The following is a 14,295-nucleotide window of genomic DNA, read 5'->3' as shown; positions in this document are numbered from 1 at the left end:
TTGCCAAGTCACGTTCCGGTCACTTCTGTGAAATGCACGGAAATCCCGGCTGATCCCTTGCCATTCCCCGGTTCACAGGGTCATTCTAGGGATATCCTATGGCGCAAGAGATATCTGCTGATGGACCTTACGGGAAAACTGTTGATTGCGATGCCCGGAATGGGCGACCCGCGATTCGAGCATTCGGTCGTCTATATCTGCAGCCATGGTGATGACGGCGCGATGGGATTGATCGTGAATAAGCCTTCGGACTTGCGGATCAAGACCTTGCTGGAACAGCTCAACATCCCGTGTCGGATACCCGTAATTGGCGAACGGCTGGTGCAGTTTGGCGGCCCGGTCGAGATGTCGCGTGGCTTTGTCCTGCATAGCGCAGATTATGAGGCGAATCTGCATTCAATGCAGATTTCCGAAGATTTCAGCATGACCGCAACGCTGGATGTGCTCGAGGATCTGGCCTCGGGCAAGGGGCCGCTGAATTCGATGCTGACTTTAGGTTATTCCGGCTGGGGGCCGGGTCAGTTGGAAGATGAGATCGCGATGAATGGTTGGTTAACGACTGATGCGTCGTCGAAACTGGTCTTTGATGTCCCCGATGACGAGAAATGGGAGGCGGCTTTGGCCACGCTTGGTGTTGATCCGCTGACCCTTTCAGCCAGCGCAGGCCGCGCCTAATCGCGAGGGGCTGCTGCGCGGCGTAGACGGTCGTTGATGGCCGCACCTAATCCGTGATGGGGAATTGGTGATACGGCGATTGGCCGACCGGTATCGTTAAGTTTGTGAAGGGCGGCAAACAGGTTGGCGGCGGCCTCGGGCAGGTTGCCGGTGCTGGAGAGGTTCAGATCACAATCAACGGAGCCAAAACCCAGCAGCACCTCGTCCCCCTGCCGTGACCGGGCGTTCAGCCGCACCGGCGCGTCCGGCGCGTAATGGGATTGCAACTGGCCCGGCGCAGTAAGCAGATCGCCGGGTTGGTGGTGATGCAGTTCTGCCTTTAGAACCTCTTCGATTTGTTCCAATGCGACACCACCTGGACGCAACAGGGCAGGGGTGCCGGCCAGACCCACAATAGTGGACTCAAGCCCGACACCGCACGGCCCATCGTCCAGAACTGCGGCTATGCGTCCCTCCAGCCCCGCTCGGACATGGGCCGCCGTCGTTGGGCTGATCTGACCAGAGGGGTTGGCCGATGGCGCTGCCACAGGACCGTCAAAAGCGGCCAGTAAAGCCTGCGCTGTGGGATGCGCAGGCACCCGAACGGCCAGAGTATCCAAGCCAGCTGTGACCAGCGACGAAATCCCGTGATCGGGGCGCAGAGGAAGAACCAGAGTTAACGGTCCGGGCCAGAAGGCATCAGCCAACAAATCAGCCTGATCGGTCCATTCGACGAAGCGTTTCGCGGTCTCGGTTGAGGCGACATGGGCGATCAGTGGGTTAAAACTGGGTCGCCCCTTGGCTTCATAGATCGCGGCCACAGCCTCGCCGTTCCGTGCATCGCCACCCAGTCCATAGACGGTCTCGGTCGGGAAAGCGACCAGCAGCCCCTGTCGCAACAGGTCAGCGGCCTTGGCGAGCCCGTCGGCGTTTGCTGGTAAGTCTTGAGTACCGAGAAGGGTCATGGATCGTGACGCCGCGTTTTGGTTGCTTGCAGTTCAGGTAACGGTAGGTAATCGTGCCAGCCCAGATGAATACCGGCGTGGGGCCGGGATTCCAACCCCACGCTGACAACTTGCCAGAACCAGAGGGAAACCATGCCCTATCGTGCCCCGATCTCAGACTATGAATTCCTGTTCCGCAACGTGATCGGTTTTGACCAGATCGCCGCGACCGAGAAGTTCTCGGACGCCAGCGAGGACGTGGTTAGCGCCATTCTGACCGAGGCCGGAAAGCTGTGCGAAGAGGTCATGGCCCCGCTGCAACGCCCCGGCGATCTGGAACCCGCGCGGCTGGAGAATGGCGTATTGCGCACCTCTCCGGGCTATGCCGAGGGCTGGAAGGCGATTGCCGAGGGCGGCTGGATCGGGATGAGCGGCGATCCCGAATATGGTGGTATGGGTCTGCCCATGACCATGACCACTGCCGTGAATGAGATGATGAGCGCGGCCTGCCTGTCCCTGCAGCTCGCTCCGTTGATGACCCAAGGCCAGATCGAGGCGCTGGAGCATCACGCAAGCGATGCGTTGAAGGCGCTCTATCTGCCCAAGATGATGGCGGGTGAATGGTCAGGCACCATGAACCTGACCGAACCGCAGGCCGGATCGGATGTGGGCGCGCTGACCTCGAAAGCCGAAGACAATGGCGACGGCACCTATTCGGTGACCGGGCAGAAGATCTATATCTCTTGGGGCGACAACGACTTTGCCGAGAATGTCTGCCATCTTGTTCTGGCCCGCCTGCCAGACGGTGTTCCGGGAACCAAAGGGATTTCGCTGTTTCTGGTGCCGAAATACATCCCCGACGAGAACGGCAACCCCGGCGTGGCCAATGACCTCAAGGTGGTTTCGCTGGAACACAAGATGGGCCTGCACGGCTCGCCGACCTGCGTGATGCAATATGACGGGGCCAGAGGCTGGCTGGTCGGCAAGGAACATGGCGGGATGGCCGCGATGTTCACCATGATGAACAACGCGCGTTTGGGCGTTGGTGGCGAAGGTGTGGGCGTCGCCGAGGGCGCTTATCAACACGCGTTGGCCTATGCGTTGGAGCGTAAGCAGGGCAAGACGCCCTCGGGCACGATCATCGACCATGCGGATGTGCGGCGGATGCTGATGTCGATGCGCGCGGATGTGTTTGCGGCGCGGGCGATCATGCTGGCCAATGCAGCTGCAATCGACATGGCGCAGGCCACGGGTGAGGCCGATTGGGCGGCACGTGCGGCGCTGCTGACGCCGATCTGCAAGGCTTTTGGCACCGAGACCGGCATGCGCGTTTCCGAGACCGGCGTTCAAGTGCATGGTGGCATGGGCTTCATCGAAGAAACTGGTGCTGCACAATATTATCGCGATGTCCGTGTGACCGCGATCTACGAGGGCACCAATGGTATTCAGGCCATGGACCTCGTAGCGCGCAAGATGATGGATGGGGGTGAGGCGGCCTCGAACCTTCTGGATGAGATCGAGGATCAAGCTGAGAAGGCGCGCGCCACGATGCCTGAACTTGCTGGTCCTGTTTGGGAAGCTTCCGAGTCGCTGCGGGAAGCGACGGAGTGGCTCGTTGCTCAATCGGATATGAACAACCGGTTTGCTGGCGCGGCTTCGTATCTAAAAGCGTTCGCGCGGGTTCTGGGCGGGCATTACCATTTGTCAGCGGCGCTAGCCGATCCCGATGGACCGCGCGCCAAGTTGGCACGTTATTATATCAATGTGCTGCTGCCTGAACATACGGGCTTGCTTGCGCAGGCGCAGAACGGGGCGGATGACCTCTATGCCCTCAGCCCAGAGGAACTGGCGGTTTAATGGATGACGAGGCTCCGCAAGTGATGCGATATCCGTGGGAGGAACCACCCGCTCCTTGCGAATGGGTCGAAGTTGCAGAAGGAGTTCTGTGGATCAGGCTGCCTTTGCCGATGGCGCTGGATCATGTGAATGTCTATGCACTTGATGATGGCGACGGCTGGACCATCGTCGACACAGGGCTTTCTTCAAAGAAAACACGGGGAATCTGGCAGGCCCTGATGGAAGGGCCATTGGCTGGCAAACCCGTCCGTCGCGTTGTCGTGACTCATCACCATCCTGACCATGTCGGCAATGCGGGCTGGTTCCAGTCCGAGCATGGTGCAGAACTGGTCACCAGTCGTACCGCATGGTTGTTCGCGCGTATGCTGACGCTGGATGTGCAAGAGAATTGGCCGAAGGAAACGTTGGATTATTACCGCAGCGCGGGGATGGATCCGGACGTGCTGGCCGGTCGGATGGCCGAGCGTCCGTTCAACTTTGCAGACGCCGTGTACCCTATGCCGCTGGGATTTACCCGTGTCAAACAGGGCGACGTGATCCGCATGGGTGGCCGCGACTGGGATGTTCACATGGGCAACGGCCATGCGCCTGAGCATTGCACCTTCTGGAGCCGCGAGGGCAATCTGGTGCTGACCGGCGATCAGATCCTCAGTTCGATCAGTTCCAACTTGGGCGTCTATGCCACCGAGCCGATGGCCGATCCGGTGGCCGACTGGTTGGAGGCTTGCGAACGCCTGCAACCGCTGGCCCGGCCCGATCATTTGGTTTTGGGCGGGCACAAACTGCCGTTCACCGGGTTGCCGATCCGCATGCGGCAGTTGATCGATAACCACCACGGCGCGCTGGAGCGTCTGCTGAACGATCTCGATCAACCCAAAACCGCCGCCGAGTGCTTTGCCCCGCTGTTCAAGCGCCAGATCAGGGGCGGGGAATACGGTCTCGCGCTGGTCGAGGCGGTTGCACATATGAACCATCTCTACCACATTGGAGCTGTCGCCCGGACGCGGCGCGCGGACGGAGCTTGGGAATATCAGCGCAAAGGGTAGAGCAATGGACAAGATCGAAACCTCAGCCGAGGCAGCGGAATCTGCGGCGTTGCCGCGGTGCTATGAGGTGCACGCCAACCCTGAAGCGGCATCGGGGAACAAGGATTTGCCCAAGCCATTGCAAAAGCCGGTCGAAAGCAAAAGCCCTGCTCAATGGGCCTATGAGCGGCTGATCATGTATATTCAGAATTTCGAGAAGACTCTGGATGGCGATCACGAGGTTGCCATGGGATTTACCGGTGGTGATGCCGGTGTAATGCGGATCGAGGGCATGGGCTATTTCGATCCGGATGTGATTACCTTTTATGGCTCGGACGGAGGCGGCGCCAAAACGCAGCTCGTCCAGCATGTCAGCCAGTTGAATGTGATGCTACGTGCCTTGCCGAAATCGATCGAGGATAAACCAGCCAACCGCATTGGTTTCCGGCTGGCGGCTGATCTGGAAGAAAGCTGACGCCCACTCTTGCAATTCACACTTACGCAGCCTTGAATGGATAGACCATTCAGGAGGCAACCGCGTGACCAATTTCTCAGCCGTTACAACTGCCTACCGGGGCGCATGGGCGCGGCGGCGCGTGTTTGTGCCTGTTTATGTCGCCGTCCGGTTGCTGCTGGTTGCACTGATCGCTCCGGGCGTTGCCATCGCCGTCAATCTTGCTGTCTCATTGTCTGATCAATCGGCGCTGACGGATCAGGACATTGCGATGTTCCTGCTGTCACCAGCAGGCTTCATCGCGGCGGTTGTAGTTCTCAGCCTGTTCTTACTGGCCGAGGTCTTTGTCTTCTCGGTCATGGCCGGATCATTGCGGATGGGTGAGCGTGACCCTTGGCGCGCGGGCAGTGCTTCCATCCGGTTGATCCTGACGCGTTTACCTGCGCTTTTCGGCTTTGCCGCACGGTTCATTTTGCGTGTGCTGGTACTTGCGCTGCCTTTTGTCGCCGTGGCTGGCCTGATCGCCTGGTGGATGCTGACTGAATACGACATCAACTATTACCTCACCTTCCACCCGCCTTCATTCTGGGTGGCGGTAGTGCTGATCGGATTTGTGGTGCTGTGTCTGGCTTGGGTTCTGATCCGCAGGCTCTCGGCCTGGGCGCTGTCGCTGCATCTTGTATTATTTGAGGGCTGCAAACCCGCCGAGGCCTTCTCCGCCAGCACGGATCGAATGGAAGGCAAACGCGGTCGCCTCAAGATCGAGCTTGGCCTTTGGCTTGCGATGCGTCTCGTGATCGCCGCACTGATTGCCTTTGTGGCCGGACTGTTGTTCGATCTGGTGCCGTTGCAGGAAAGCACGAATCTGCGCTTTGCGCTGATCTTCAGTATGATCGTAGCGGGCCTCTGGTCGCTGGCTGGGCTTGTGCTTGCAGCCGTCGCTCTGGGAGCATTGGCGGTTCTGCTGGATGGGTTCTTCGACACACAGGGCCGAGAGGTCCCTCATCCCGAACCAGGCAACCTGCGCGCGCCGCTTTACGCTGTGGTCGGTGGCGCGGCAATCGCCCTGCTGATCGGGCTCTGGTCCGGGCAGGAGTTGCTAGTCCGCATTCAGGCCCCCGATCATGCGGATGTCATTGGCCATCGAGGCGCGGCGGCGATAAGGCCGGAAAATACCATGGCGGCGGTGTTGAAGGCTATCGAAGATGGCGCCGATTGGGTTGAGATCGACGTTCAGGAGACTGCGGATGGTGTGGTCATCATCGCGCATGACAGTGATTTCATGAAATTGGCGGGTGTGCCGCTCAAGGTCTGGGACGCGACCATGGAGGATATAGCCGAGATCGATATCGGCAGCTGGTTCGGCCCTGAATATGCTTCGGAACGGACGCCCACGCTGCGGGATGTTCTGGAAGCTGCGAAGGGCAAGTCCAAGGTCATCATCGAGCTGAAATACTATGGCCATGACGTCGACCTGGAAAACCAAGTTGCCACGATTGTCGAGGAGCTGGATATGCAGGATGACATCGCCACCATGTCATTGAAATATCCGGCCGTGCAGAAGATGAAAGCGCTGCGCCCCGATTGGCGGGCAGGCGTTCTGGCCGCGACCGCCATCGGCAATCTGTCGGGGCTTGAGGGCGATTTTGTGGCCGTAAACGCAGCAACGGTGTCACCGGGTCTGATCCGCTCGGTCCATGAGGCGGGCAAGGACATCTATGTCTGGACGGTGAATGACCCGTTGCAGATGTCGGCGATGGCATCGATGGGGGTCGACGGGCTGATCACCGATCGTCCTGCCATGGCCCGCGAAGTGCTGCGTGTTCGTGCCGAGATGGGACCGGGCGAACGCCTGATGCTTTGGTTGGCGACGACATTCGGATTGTCCATTGATACTGCCGAGATGCGTGATGCGGAACCATAGACTGGCCGCCCTTCTGGTCTGTTGCGCGCTGCCTGCAGCTGCGCAGGACCTGATGCGTAGCGTGGAAATGCCCGCTCACCGGGCGTTGGCCGACACGATAGAAGGCGCTGAACTGACCCCGTTTGAAACGGATGGCTGTTCGGGCGGATTATCTTCCAGCTGGCGTATGGTTGCCGAGACCTTTCCGAAGTTCAGTCTGCTTTATGAAGAACACCCGCCATGGGAGTACTGCTGCGTTACTCACGATCGCGCCTATTACAACGCAGGCGGCGCATCGCAGGCCGAGGCCAGCTTTGACGCCCGGCTCGCTGCCGATGACGCGCTGCGCACCTGTGTCAAAACCCACGGCGAAAGCCATGCTGATGAATATGCCGAACGCTATGATATGACGCCGGATCAAATCCGCTCGGTTCATTCGATCACCTCCGAGGCGATGTTTCTGGCCGTGCGTTTTGGGGGTGGTCCCTGCAGCGGGTTGCCCTGGCGCTGGGGGTTTGGTTATCCAGGCTGCACGATTTTTGGACCAACTGCGCGCGAATGACGTCGTGACAGGCCCTGAGTTTTGCATTATCCAACATTTCAAATACGCGAATTGGGATTCTAATAAACATGGCTGATCACAAGCACGGCGAGATGGACATCACCGTTCAAACAAAAACCTTTGACGGTTTCATCAAATTCACCACGTGGTGCGTGGTGGCAATTGTACTCCTTTGCCTGTTCCTGGCGGTCTTTGCGGCCTAAACGGTACACGAGGCGCATCTCTTGTTCAGGATTCTGATTGCCTGCCTGCTGGCAGTGACAGTTGCGGGTTGCGCGGGATCGCAGCGCCCGCAGGCTGATCCCTCGGAAATCGTGGCCCGGTCCTATCGTGATCCGGGGCCATCGACACTGACGCTCTATACGATGATCAGCACGCGCACCGGGTCGGGGGCACACACGTCGCTGATGATCAGCGGCAGCGAGCGGGTCATATTTGACCCTGCCGGATCGTTCCGGGCGGATGTGGTGCCGATCAAGAATGATGTCCTTTATGGCATCACGCCAAATGTCGAACGCGCTTATCGTAGCAGTCATGCGCGCGAGACGCATTATGCCCGTATTCAGACGATCGAAGTGACGCCACAGCAGGCCGAGATCGCGCTGCAATTGGCCAAGCAGATGGGCCCGGTTTCGCAGGCTTTTTGTGCAAATTCGACCTCGCAATTGCTGCAACAGGTCCCGGGGTTCGAGCAAATCAAAACAACATTCTACCCGGTGAAGCTATCCGATCAGTTTGGTCAGATTCCAGGCGTTGTCAGCACGGACTATCGTGAGAATGACTCGGCTGATCTTCAGCAGGGGCTGGCGGAAAACAATGCGCGCCTCAATCAGCTTGAAGCGGTCTCAACCAACTAGGTACAGCAGACCGTAAAGCGTGGCGGCCCCTGAAAAGATGGCCGCTATGACGTTCTTCGTCACAATTCCCACCGTCAACGCAACTGCCGCAGCCGCCATGCGCGGCATACCCGGTTGTCCTTCGGTGGCCGTGGGCCAGACTACCAAAGGTGCGATCAGGGCAGGCAGAATCGCCACTGCTGTGTACCTCAGGTGCCGCAGAAGCCAGGGCGGCATCGGGCGGTCGCCAACCAGCCCGATAAAGGTAAAGCGCAGAAGGTAGCTGCCTATCGCCAGACCTACGATGATGATCCACATGGTTGTCGGGTCGATCTGCGTCATGACTTTTTCCGCTCTAACATCAATTCAGCCCGTGCACCTGCCATCATCCCGGCTATCCCTGCGATCAACAGTCCAAGATTGAACGGCACTGCCACGCACAGCAGGGCGACAACAATCGCCACCAGCGCGGCTACAACATGCGCCATAGTGCGCATCATCGGTCCGATCATGGACAAGAACGTGATCGGCAGCGCAAAATCCAGAGCCCAGCTTTCCGGAATCTGCGCCCCCAGAACAGCACCCAGATAAGTGGCGAGTATCCAAAGCGGCGTGATCGGCGTGACCGAGCCGACAAAATACGCCATGCGCTGAGGCACGGACATATCCGGTTCTTTCTCGAATCGGACAATCGAACAGGCGTAAGACTGATCAACAATAAGATAGGCTCCAAGGGCCCGTTGCCACAGCGGAGCCGCCCCCAGATAAGGGGTCAGTGAAGCCGAATACATGGCCACCCGCAGGTTCACAGCCAGGGCCGAGATCAGAACGATAACCGTTGGTGTATTGTCCTGCAGCAATTGCAATGCGGTGAACTGAGCAGCGCCGGCAAACACCGTGGCGGAAAAGGCCATCGTCTGGATGATATCCAGCCCTGCTTCTGTGGCAAAAACACCAAACAGAAGGCCAAAGGGCATGGCGACGAAGATAAACGGCGTCCCGTCGCGAAAACCTTTCCAGAAGTATGACTTGGATGTGGCAGAGGCCATGGCTAAATCCTATGGTGACGCGAGCAGCAGTAGCCGTCTTGGGAAGGGGTTGCAATTGGCCACGGAGATCGACCTGTCAGACTACCTCATTGCGCCCGATCCGGGGGCTGCCCGCCTGACGCGCGGTGTCGAGGGTGTGGACCAGAATGGTGAGATAAGTCAGATCTCGGTGGTCGAGGAACGCCCGCTGACCATTTTCCTCAACTCACAGGAAATCGTGACGGCAATGACCATCGGCGACTATCCCGAATACCTTGCGCTCGGGTTTCTGCGTAATCAGGGGATGCTGCTTGCAGATGATGAAATTACTCGGGTCGACCATGACGACGATCTGGAAACCGTGGTCGTGCGTACGGCGCGTGAGACCTCATACGAGGACAAGCTGAAGAAGAAGACCCGTACCAGCGGTTGCGCAGTAGGCACTGTGTTCGGAGACATGATGGAGGGGCTAGAGGACGTGCGCCTGCCACAGGTCTCGGTGCGCACCTCGTGGCTGTATGAGTTGGCGTCCAAGATCAACCGCACCCCGTCTCTGTACCTTGAGGCGGGTGCCATCCATGGCACGGTGCTTTGCCATGAAAACCGGCCGTTGGTCTATATGGAAGACGTGGGCCGCCATAACGCGGTCGACAAGATCGCAGGCTGGATGCTCTCCGAGGGTGCGAGCGCGTCTGACAAGATCCTCTATACGACCGGTCGTTTGACCTCGGAAATGGTGATCAAAACGGCGATGATGGGCATCCCGGTTCTCGCTTCGCGATCTGGATTCACCGCCTGGGGTGTCGAGATCGCGCGCGAGGTCGGTTTGACTCTGATCGGCCGGATGCGCGGGCAGCGGTTCGTGTGTTTGTCGGGCGAAGACCGATTGGTGCGCGATGTTGATCCGTCGAGCGTGGCGATTGAGGACAAAAAACATCGCAGGAAAAGTGCCGATGGCTGAACAGTCGCAAAAACCGCTGGGGGTTATTCTGGCAGGCGGCCTCGCAACGCGGATGGGAGGCGGCGATAAAGGGCTGTTGCAGATCGGCGGGCAGAGCCTGCTGGATCGGGTGATAGACAGGCTGCGCCCTCAGGTCGGCGGGCTGGCTTTGAACGCCAACGGCGATGCCGAACGGTTTGCCCGCTTGAACTTGCCGGTTGTTTCGGACTCGATCGAGGGCTTTGCAGGGCCGCTGGCCGGTGTTTTGGCCGGGCTTGATTGGGCCGCTGAACAGGGAGCTCAATCTATCGTGACGGTTGCGGCGGATACTCCGTTCTTTCCGCATGATCTTGTGGCGCAACTGGTGCACGCATCCGAAGGTCAGAAATACCCCCTTGTCCTGGCAACCACCCCGCGCACGGGTGACGAGGCTTTGAAATCCGGCGGCGGCAAGCGGGTCAATCGGCACCCGACCTTTGGGCTCTGGCCGGTGGCATTGCGCGATGATCTGAGGGAGGCGTTGAACGCTGGATTGCGCAAGGTTGTCCTGTGGACTGACCAGCATGATGGGCGAGAGGCGCTGTTTTCGGCCCTGCCGTTTGATCCGTTCTTCAACGTCAACACTCCCGATGATCTGGCCCGCGCTGAAACCTTGTTGGAGCAGGAATGAGGGTCTACGGCGTCACCGGTTGGAAAAACGCGGGCAAAACCGGCCTAGTGGAACGGCTGGTGGCTGAAGTCACCGGACGTGGGTATACCGTTTCCACCGTTAAACATGCGCATCATTCCGTCGACGTCGACCAGCCGGGTACCGACAGCCAGCGGCATCGTGCGGCGGGTGCGTCCGAAGTGCTGTTGGCATCCGGCCAGCGGATCGCACTGATGCAGGAGTTGCGCGGTGCGCCCGAGCCGAGGCTGGACACCTTGCTGTCGCGTTTGTCTCCGGTCGATCTGGTGTTGATCGAAGGCTTCAAGCGCGAGCGTCACCCCAAGATCGAAGCGTTTCGCGCAGAACCCGGAAATCCGCTGATCGCCACGGATGATGACACGGTTCGCGCGGTTGCAAGTGATACGCCTTTGGAATTGGATTGCCCGGTGTTTGATCTGGATGATACGGCGGCCATTGCAGATTTTATCCTGGAAGAGGTCGGATTATGAGCACGCCGGATATCTCACCTCCGCCCTTGCGCAATGATTGTTTCGCCTTGCCTGCAGGGGTGAACTGGACACCCGTTGATGAGGCTCTGGCGCTTTTGCGAGACAGATTGTCGGTGGTAGCTGGGGTTGAAAACGTGCCCGTGATGCGGGCGGCGGGCCGAGTTCTGGCGGTGGACGTGTCGGCCAAACGATCAAACCCGCCTCAGCCCAACACCGCTGTCGATGGGTACGGATTTGCCGGTCCGGTGCCGGACGGACCCTGTGTCATGCCTTTGGTAGAGGGCCGGGCGGCCGCGGGTGTACCCTTTGACGGTGAGGTCCCAGAGGGCCATGCGATACGCATTCTTACCGGAGCTGCACTGCCAAAGGGTGTTAATACGGTCATATTGGAAGAGGATGTGACCTTTGATCAGGGGCACATTGCATTCCGAGGTCCGTTAAAACAGGGCGCGAACACGCGAAAGGCAGGCGAAGACGTGGTTGAAGGCGCGCTGACCTTGCCAGTTGGGCGGCGTTTAACACCAACGGATCTGGCGCTTTTGTCGGCGGTTGGTCTGACTGAAGTTTCTGTCCGCAAGGTTTTGCGGGTCGGAGTGCTATCGACCGGGGATGAGCTGGTCGAGCCGGGTGACAGCGCCGGACTGGGGCAGATTTATGATGCCAATCGTCCGATGCTGCTGTCACTGGCCGAGCGGATTGGATTCAAATCGGTTGATCTTGGGCGCGCCGAGGATGATCGCGCGGCGCTGAAACAGCATTTGGATCGCGCAGCTCAGCAAGTGGATGTAATCCTTACCAGTGGCGGCGCCTCCGCCGGCGATGAAGATCACGTCTCGGCATTGTTGCGAGAGGCCGGGGCGATGCAGGAATGGCGCATCGCACTAAAACCCGGGCGGCCTTTGGCGCTGGGCATGTGGGATCAGACGCCGGTGTTTGGCTTGCCGGGCAATCCGGTGGCAGCACTGGTTTGCACGTTGATCTTTGCCTGCCCAGCACTGAACCTGCTGGCCGGTGCAGGCTGGCAAGAGCCGCAAGGCTTCGACGTGCCCGCCGCGTTCAAAAAGCACAAGAAACCGGGTCGCCGGGAATACCTGCGGGCGCGCATCCGTGAAGGACAGGCCGAGGTATTCCATTCGGAAGGATCTGGCCGGATCAGCGGGCTGAGCTGGGCCGAAGGCTTGGTCGAAATCGAGGACGGTGCCCGCGATATCAAGCCCGGCGATCTGGTGAGGTTCATACCCTACGGGAGTTTTGGGCTTTAATCGAACGTCCCTGCGACACGTCCCACCAGCATGAAGGCACGCGCTGTGCGGGTTTCGCCCAGAGCTGTAAGCTCGGCATCGCTGGCATTAGGTTCGAACTCGACGATCATATGGTCAAAGCGGCGCAGGAAATGGTGTGCGGCATCGCGAAAGATCGGATCCTGTTTCATCCGCGCCGCAGTCAGCGCCAGTGACGAACGGTCCCGAATGCCACCCAAGGCAGCCACCGACCGCCCGCGCGCGCCTTGGGCAAATTGCCGCCAGACTTCGGGTCGGGCCATATCGGGGCGCAGGTCATCCATATAGATGCCTTCCTGGCTGAGAAGGGTCAGAACATCTTGTGAGGCCTGCACAAGTTTCGAGGTCTTGCGATCTTTCAATGCAAGCCGCAGCGCGTTAAATCCCTCGGCATCGCTTTGCGTCTCGGGGAAGTTCAGGGCGCGGATAAAGATGTCGGTGGGCAACGGGGGCGCAATTTCTTCCGCTGAGGTGCCAAGTTCCAACGAAGTCTGATTGGCCATGTCCGGCGCGGGCCTTTGGGTGCGCCCGGGTTCACCGCGATTGGTCGAGAATGTCGCCAGCGCGCTCTCGGTCTTTTTTGTGCTTTCGGCGATTTCATCCAGTTTCTTGCCGACCGTCGGCTCATACGTGCTGGCCGCGCGTTGTTGCTGAACGACATAGCTGTTGCGGATCGCATCGATGGCTGTCTGCAGGCGGGCGCTTTCTTCGCGCATCACTCGGCTGGCGCGCATCGCAAGGGCTGCGACCCAGATCATTGCGACCGGCATGAACACCGCCAGGAAGGTGACGATGAACCCTCCTTGTTGCCCGCCGGGCAGTACCAGAAACACGACCGACACCACCAGCCAGATCACGCTGAGAACAACTGCTGCAATCTCGATCTCGGTGACCGAACGGTGCGCCGGACGGTCGTAGATACCCAGCGAGGTGGGTTTCTCGGGTTCTTGCTCAGGTTCAGACCCTGACATGACAAACGCTCCGGTCAGGCGTATTCGATATTCAGAACTTCATAAGAGCGCACGCCTCCGGGGGTGCGGACCTCGACACTGTCGCCTTCTTCTTTGCCAATCAGGGCGCGGGCGATGGGGGATTTGATGTTCAGAAGGCCCGCTTCGATATTGGCCTCATACTCACCCACGATCTGCCAGGTCTTTTCTTCGTCGGTATCTTCATCCACCAACGTGACCTTCGCGCCGAACTTGATGGCCCCTGACAGTTTGGCCGGATCAATGACATCTGCCAGCGACAGGATGCCTTCAAGCTCTTTGATGCGGCCTTCGATAAAGCCCTGCTTTTCGCGCGCCGAGTGGTATTCGGCGTTTTCTTTCAGGTCGCCCAGTTCGCGGGCTGAGGCAATCGCCTCGATGATCGCCGGGCGCTCGACGGATTTCAGATTCTTCAGCTCTGCCTCGAGCGCGGCATTGCCCGAAGGCGTCATGGGGATCTTTTCCATTGTCTTGTCGTCCACGCAGAAATTGTTACGCCCCGCCGCACAATAGCGTCGGGGCGAAGGATGGGTTGGCATTTACCTGACCCAAATGAGGCGTGAATTGCAAGAGGGGAGGTGTGCGTTGTCAGTAAACTCGCAACTTAGCGCCGCCGTTCCGGGGGGCGGGTGCGCCTGTGGCGCTGTCCCAACAATTCTCCACTT

Annotated in this window: 17 protein-coding genes; 12 read left to right on the top strand and 5 right to left on the bottom strand. The window is 59.2% G+C overall.

Features of this window, described 5'->3' with window-relative positions; genetic code table 11:
- Nucleotides 1–120 precede the first annotated feature (120 nt).
- Complete coding sequence (locus ACRZ9U_RS12250; protein ID WP_170395693.1) at nt 121–675, top strand: YqgE/AlgH family protein; 555 nt, start codon at nt 121–123, stop codon at nt 673–675.
- On the opposite strand, the gene ACRZ9U_RS12245 is transcribed toward ACRZ9U_RS12250, so the two are convergent.
- The gene (locus ACRZ9U_RS12245; protein WP_170408377.1) at nt 672–1,619 is read right to left on the bottom strand and encodes an L-threonylcarbamoyladenylate synthase; all 948 of its coding nucleotides are present in this window, start codon (nt 1,617–1,619) and stop codon (nt 672–674) included. The genes ACRZ9U_RS12250 and ACRZ9U_RS12245 overlap by 4 nt on opposite strands.
- 132 nt (nt 1,620–1,751) lie before the next feature.
- Here ACRZ9U_RS12245 and ACRZ9U_RS12240 point away from each other — a divergent pair, with 132 nt between their 5' ends.
- From ACRZ9U_RS12240 to ACRZ9U_RS12210, 7 genes are all read left to right on the top strand, one after another.
- Nucleotides 1,752–3,455: an acyl-CoA dehydrogenase family protein gene (locus ACRZ9U_RS12240; protein WP_170408376.1), complete on the top strand. Its 1,704-nt coding sequence runs from the start codon at nt 1,752–1,754 to the stop codon at nt 3,453–3,455.
- Nucleotides 3,455–4,501 carry an MBL fold metallo-hydrolase gene (locus ACRZ9U_RS12235; protein WP_170408375.1) on the top strand — a complete coding sequence of 349 codons (1,047 nt, stop codon included), beginning with the start codon at nt 3,455–3,457 and terminating at the stop codon, nt 4,499–4,501. The genes ACRZ9U_RS12240 and ACRZ9U_RS12235 overlap by 1 nt, the downstream gene beginning before the upstream one ends.
- Nucleotides 4,502–4,505: 4 nt before the next feature.
- Nucleotides 4,506–4,955, top strand: a complete 450-nt coding sequence (locus ACRZ9U_RS12230; RefSeq protein ID WP_170395701.1) for a DUF6173 family protein — start codon at nt 4,506–4,508, stop codon at nt 4,953–4,955.
- Between the two features lie 64 nt (nt 4,956–5,019).
- Nucleotides 5,020–6,858 (top strand): glycerophosphodiester phosphodiesterase, encoded by a 1,839-nt coding sequence (locus ACRZ9U_RS12225; RefSeq protein ID WP_170408374.1) that lies wholly within the window; start codon nt 5,020–5,022, stop codon nt 6,856–6,858.
- Nucleotides 6,845–7,399 (top strand): hypothetical protein, encoded by a 555-nt coding sequence (locus tag ACRZ9U_RS12220; RefSeq protein WP_170408373.1) that lies wholly within the window; start codon nt 6,845–6,847, stop codon nt 7,397–7,399. The genes ACRZ9U_RS12225 and ACRZ9U_RS12220 overlap by 14 nt, the downstream gene beginning before the upstream one ends.
- A gap of 68 nt (nt 7,400–7,467) precedes the next feature.
- Nucleotides 7,468–7,602 carry an aa3-type cytochrome c oxidase subunit IV gene (locus tag ACRZ9U_RS12215; protein WP_170395707.1) on the top strand — a complete coding sequence of 45 codons (135 nt, stop codon included), beginning with the start codon at nt 7,468–7,470 and terminating at the stop codon, nt 7,600–7,602.
- Nucleotides 7,603–7,623: 21 nt separating this feature from the next.
- Nucleotides 7,624–8,256 (top strand): hypothetical protein, encoded by a 633-nt coding sequence (locus ACRZ9U_RS12210; RefSeq protein ID WP_170408372.1) that lies wholly within the window; start codon nt 7,624–7,626, stop codon nt 8,254–8,256.
- Here ACRZ9U_RS12210 and ACRZ9U_RS12205 read toward each other — a convergent pair.
- The gene (locus tag ACRZ9U_RS12205; RefSeq protein WP_170408371.1) at nt 8,245–8,577 is read right to left on the bottom strand and encodes an AzlD domain-containing protein; all 333 of its coding nucleotides are present in this window, start codon (nt 8,575–8,577) and stop codon (nt 8,245–8,247) included. The genes ACRZ9U_RS12210 and ACRZ9U_RS12205 overlap by 12 nt on opposite strands.
- Nucleotides 8,574–9,284: an AzlC family ABC transporter permease gene (locus ACRZ9U_RS12200; RefSeq protein ID WP_170408370.1), complete on the bottom strand. Its 711-nt coding sequence runs from the start codon at nt 9,282–9,284 to the stop codon at nt 8,574–8,576. The genes ACRZ9U_RS12205 and ACRZ9U_RS12200 overlap by 4 nt, the downstream gene beginning before the upstream one ends.
- Here ACRZ9U_RS12200 and ACRZ9U_RS12195 point away from each other — a divergent pair.
- Genes ACRZ9U_RS12195 through ACRZ9U_RS12180 form a run of 4 tightly spaced genes read left to right on the top strand, consistent with a single transcriptional unit; the run spans nt 9,283 to nt 12,623 of the window.
- The gene (locus ACRZ9U_RS12195) at nt 9,283–10,224 is read left to right on the top strand and encodes a formate dehydrogenase accessory sulfurtransferase FdhD (protein ID WP_480878857.1); all 942 of its coding nucleotides are present in this window, start codon (nt 9,283–9,285) and stop codon (nt 10,222–10,224) included. The genes ACRZ9U_RS12200 and ACRZ9U_RS12195 overlap by 2 nt on opposite strands.
- Nucleotides 10,217–10,873, top strand: coding sequence for a molybdenum cofactor guanylyltransferase MobA (mobA, locus tag ACRZ9U_RS12190; protein WP_480562797.1), 657 nt, complete (start codon nt 10,217–10,219; stop codon nt 10,871–10,873). Before ACRZ9U_RS12195 ends, mobA begins: the two co-directional genes overlap by 8 nt.
- Nucleotides 10,870–11,361 carry a molybdopterin-guanine dinucleotide biosynthesis protein B gene (mobB, locus tag ACRZ9U_RS12185; RefSeq protein ID WP_170566241.1) on the top strand — a complete coding sequence of 164 codons (492 nt, stop codon included), beginning with the start codon at nt 10,870–10,872 and terminating at the stop codon, nt 11,359–11,361. Before mobA ends, mobB begins: the two co-directional genes overlap by 4 nt.
- Nucleotides 11,358–12,623 (top strand): molybdenum cofactor synthesis domain-containing protein, encoded by a 1,266-nt coding sequence (locus ACRZ9U_RS12180; RefSeq protein WP_170408366.1) that lies wholly within the window; start codon nt 11,358–11,360, stop codon nt 12,621–12,623. Before mobB ends, ACRZ9U_RS12180 begins: the two co-directional genes overlap by 4 nt.
- Here ACRZ9U_RS12180 and ACRZ9U_RS12175 read toward each other — a convergent pair.
- Together ACRZ9U_RS12175 and greA are read right to left on the bottom strand one after the other, a co-directional pair.
- Nucleotides 12,620–13,612 carry a hypothetical protein gene (locus tag ACRZ9U_RS12175; RefSeq protein WP_170408365.1) on the bottom strand — a complete coding sequence of 331 codons (993 nt, stop codon included), beginning with the start codon at nt 13,610–13,612 and terminating at the stop codon, nt 12,620–12,622. The genes ACRZ9U_RS12180 and ACRZ9U_RS12175 overlap by 4 nt on opposite strands.
- A 14-nt stretch (nt 13,613–13,626) precedes the next feature.
- Nucleotides 13,627–14,097 carry a transcription elongation factor GreA gene (gene greA / locus ACRZ9U_RS12170; protein WP_170408364.1) on the bottom strand — a complete coding sequence of 157 codons (471 nt, stop codon included), beginning with the start codon at nt 14,095–14,097 and terminating at the stop codon, nt 13,627–13,629.
- Nucleotides 14,098–14,295 lie beyond the last annotated feature (198 nt).

The organism is Ruegeria sp. D7, from assembly GCF_056534355.1.
This window is presented reverse-complemented; position numbering and strand designations above follow the sequence as displayed.

What these genes read in the sequence shown, in the direction of transcription:
- ACRZ9U_RS12250 (WP_170395693.1), top strand. Translation starts at nt 121, where the DNA reads ATGGACCTTACGGGAAAACTGTTGATTGCGATGCCCGGAATGGGCGAC.
- ACRZ9U_RS12245 (WP_170408377.1), bottom strand. Translation starts at nt 1,619, where the DNA reads ATGACCCTTCTCGGTACTCAAGACTTACCAGCAAACGCCGACGGGCTC.
- ACRZ9U_RS12240 (WP_170408376.1), top strand. Translation starts at nt 1,752, where the DNA reads ATGCCCTATCGTGCCCCGATCTCAGACTATGAATTCCTGTTCCGCAAC.
- ACRZ9U_RS12235 (WP_170408375.1), top strand. Translation starts at nt 3,455, where the DNA reads ATGGATGACGAGGCTCCGCAAGTGATGCGATATCCGTGGGAGGAACCA.
- ACRZ9U_RS12230 (WP_170395701.1), top strand. Translation starts at nt 4,506, where the DNA reads ATGGACAAGATCGAAACCTCAGCCGAGGCAGCGGAATCTGCGGCGTTG.
- ACRZ9U_RS12220 (WP_170408373.1), top strand. Translation starts at nt 6,845, where the DNA reads ATGCGGAACCATAGACTGGCCGCCCTTCTGGTCTGTTGCGCGCTGCCT.
- ACRZ9U_RS12215 (WP_170395707.1), top strand. Translation starts at nt 7,468, where the DNA reads ATGGCTGATCACAAGCACGGCGAGATGGACATCACCGTTCAAACAAAA.
- ACRZ9U_RS12205 (WP_170408371.1), bottom strand. Translation starts at nt 8,577, where the DNA reads ATGACGCAGATCGACCCGACAACCATGTGGATCATCATCGTAGGTCTG.
- ACRZ9U_RS12195 (WP_480878857.1), top strand. Translation starts at nt 9,283, where the DNA reads ATGGCTAAATCCTATGGTGACGCGAGCAGCAGTAGCCGTCTTGGGAAG.
- ACRZ9U_RS12200 (WP_170408370.1), bottom strand. Translation starts at nt 9,284, where the DNA reads ATGGCCTCTGCCACATCCAAGTCATACTTCTGGAAAGGTTTTCGCGAC.
- mobA (WP_480562797.1), top strand. Translation starts at nt 10,217, where the DNA reads ATGGCTGAACAGTCGCAAAAACCGCTGGGGGTTATTCTGGCAGGCGGC.
- mobB (WP_170566241.1), top strand. Translation starts at nt 10,870, where the DNA reads ATGAGGGTCTACGGCGTCACCGGTTGGAAAAACGCGGGCAAAACCGGC.
- ACRZ9U_RS12180 (WP_170408366.1), top strand. Translation starts at nt 11,358, where the DNA reads ATGAGCACGCCGGATATCTCACCTCCGCCCTTGCGCAATGATTGTTTC.
- ACRZ9U_RS12175 (WP_170408365.1), bottom strand. Translation starts at nt 13,612, where the DNA reads ATGTCAGGGTCTGAACCTGAGCAAGAACCCGAGAAACCCACCTCGCTG.
- greA (WP_170408364.1), bottom strand. Translation starts at nt 14,097, where the DNA reads ATGGAAAAGATCCCCATGACGCCTTCGGGCAATGCCGCGCTCGAGGCA.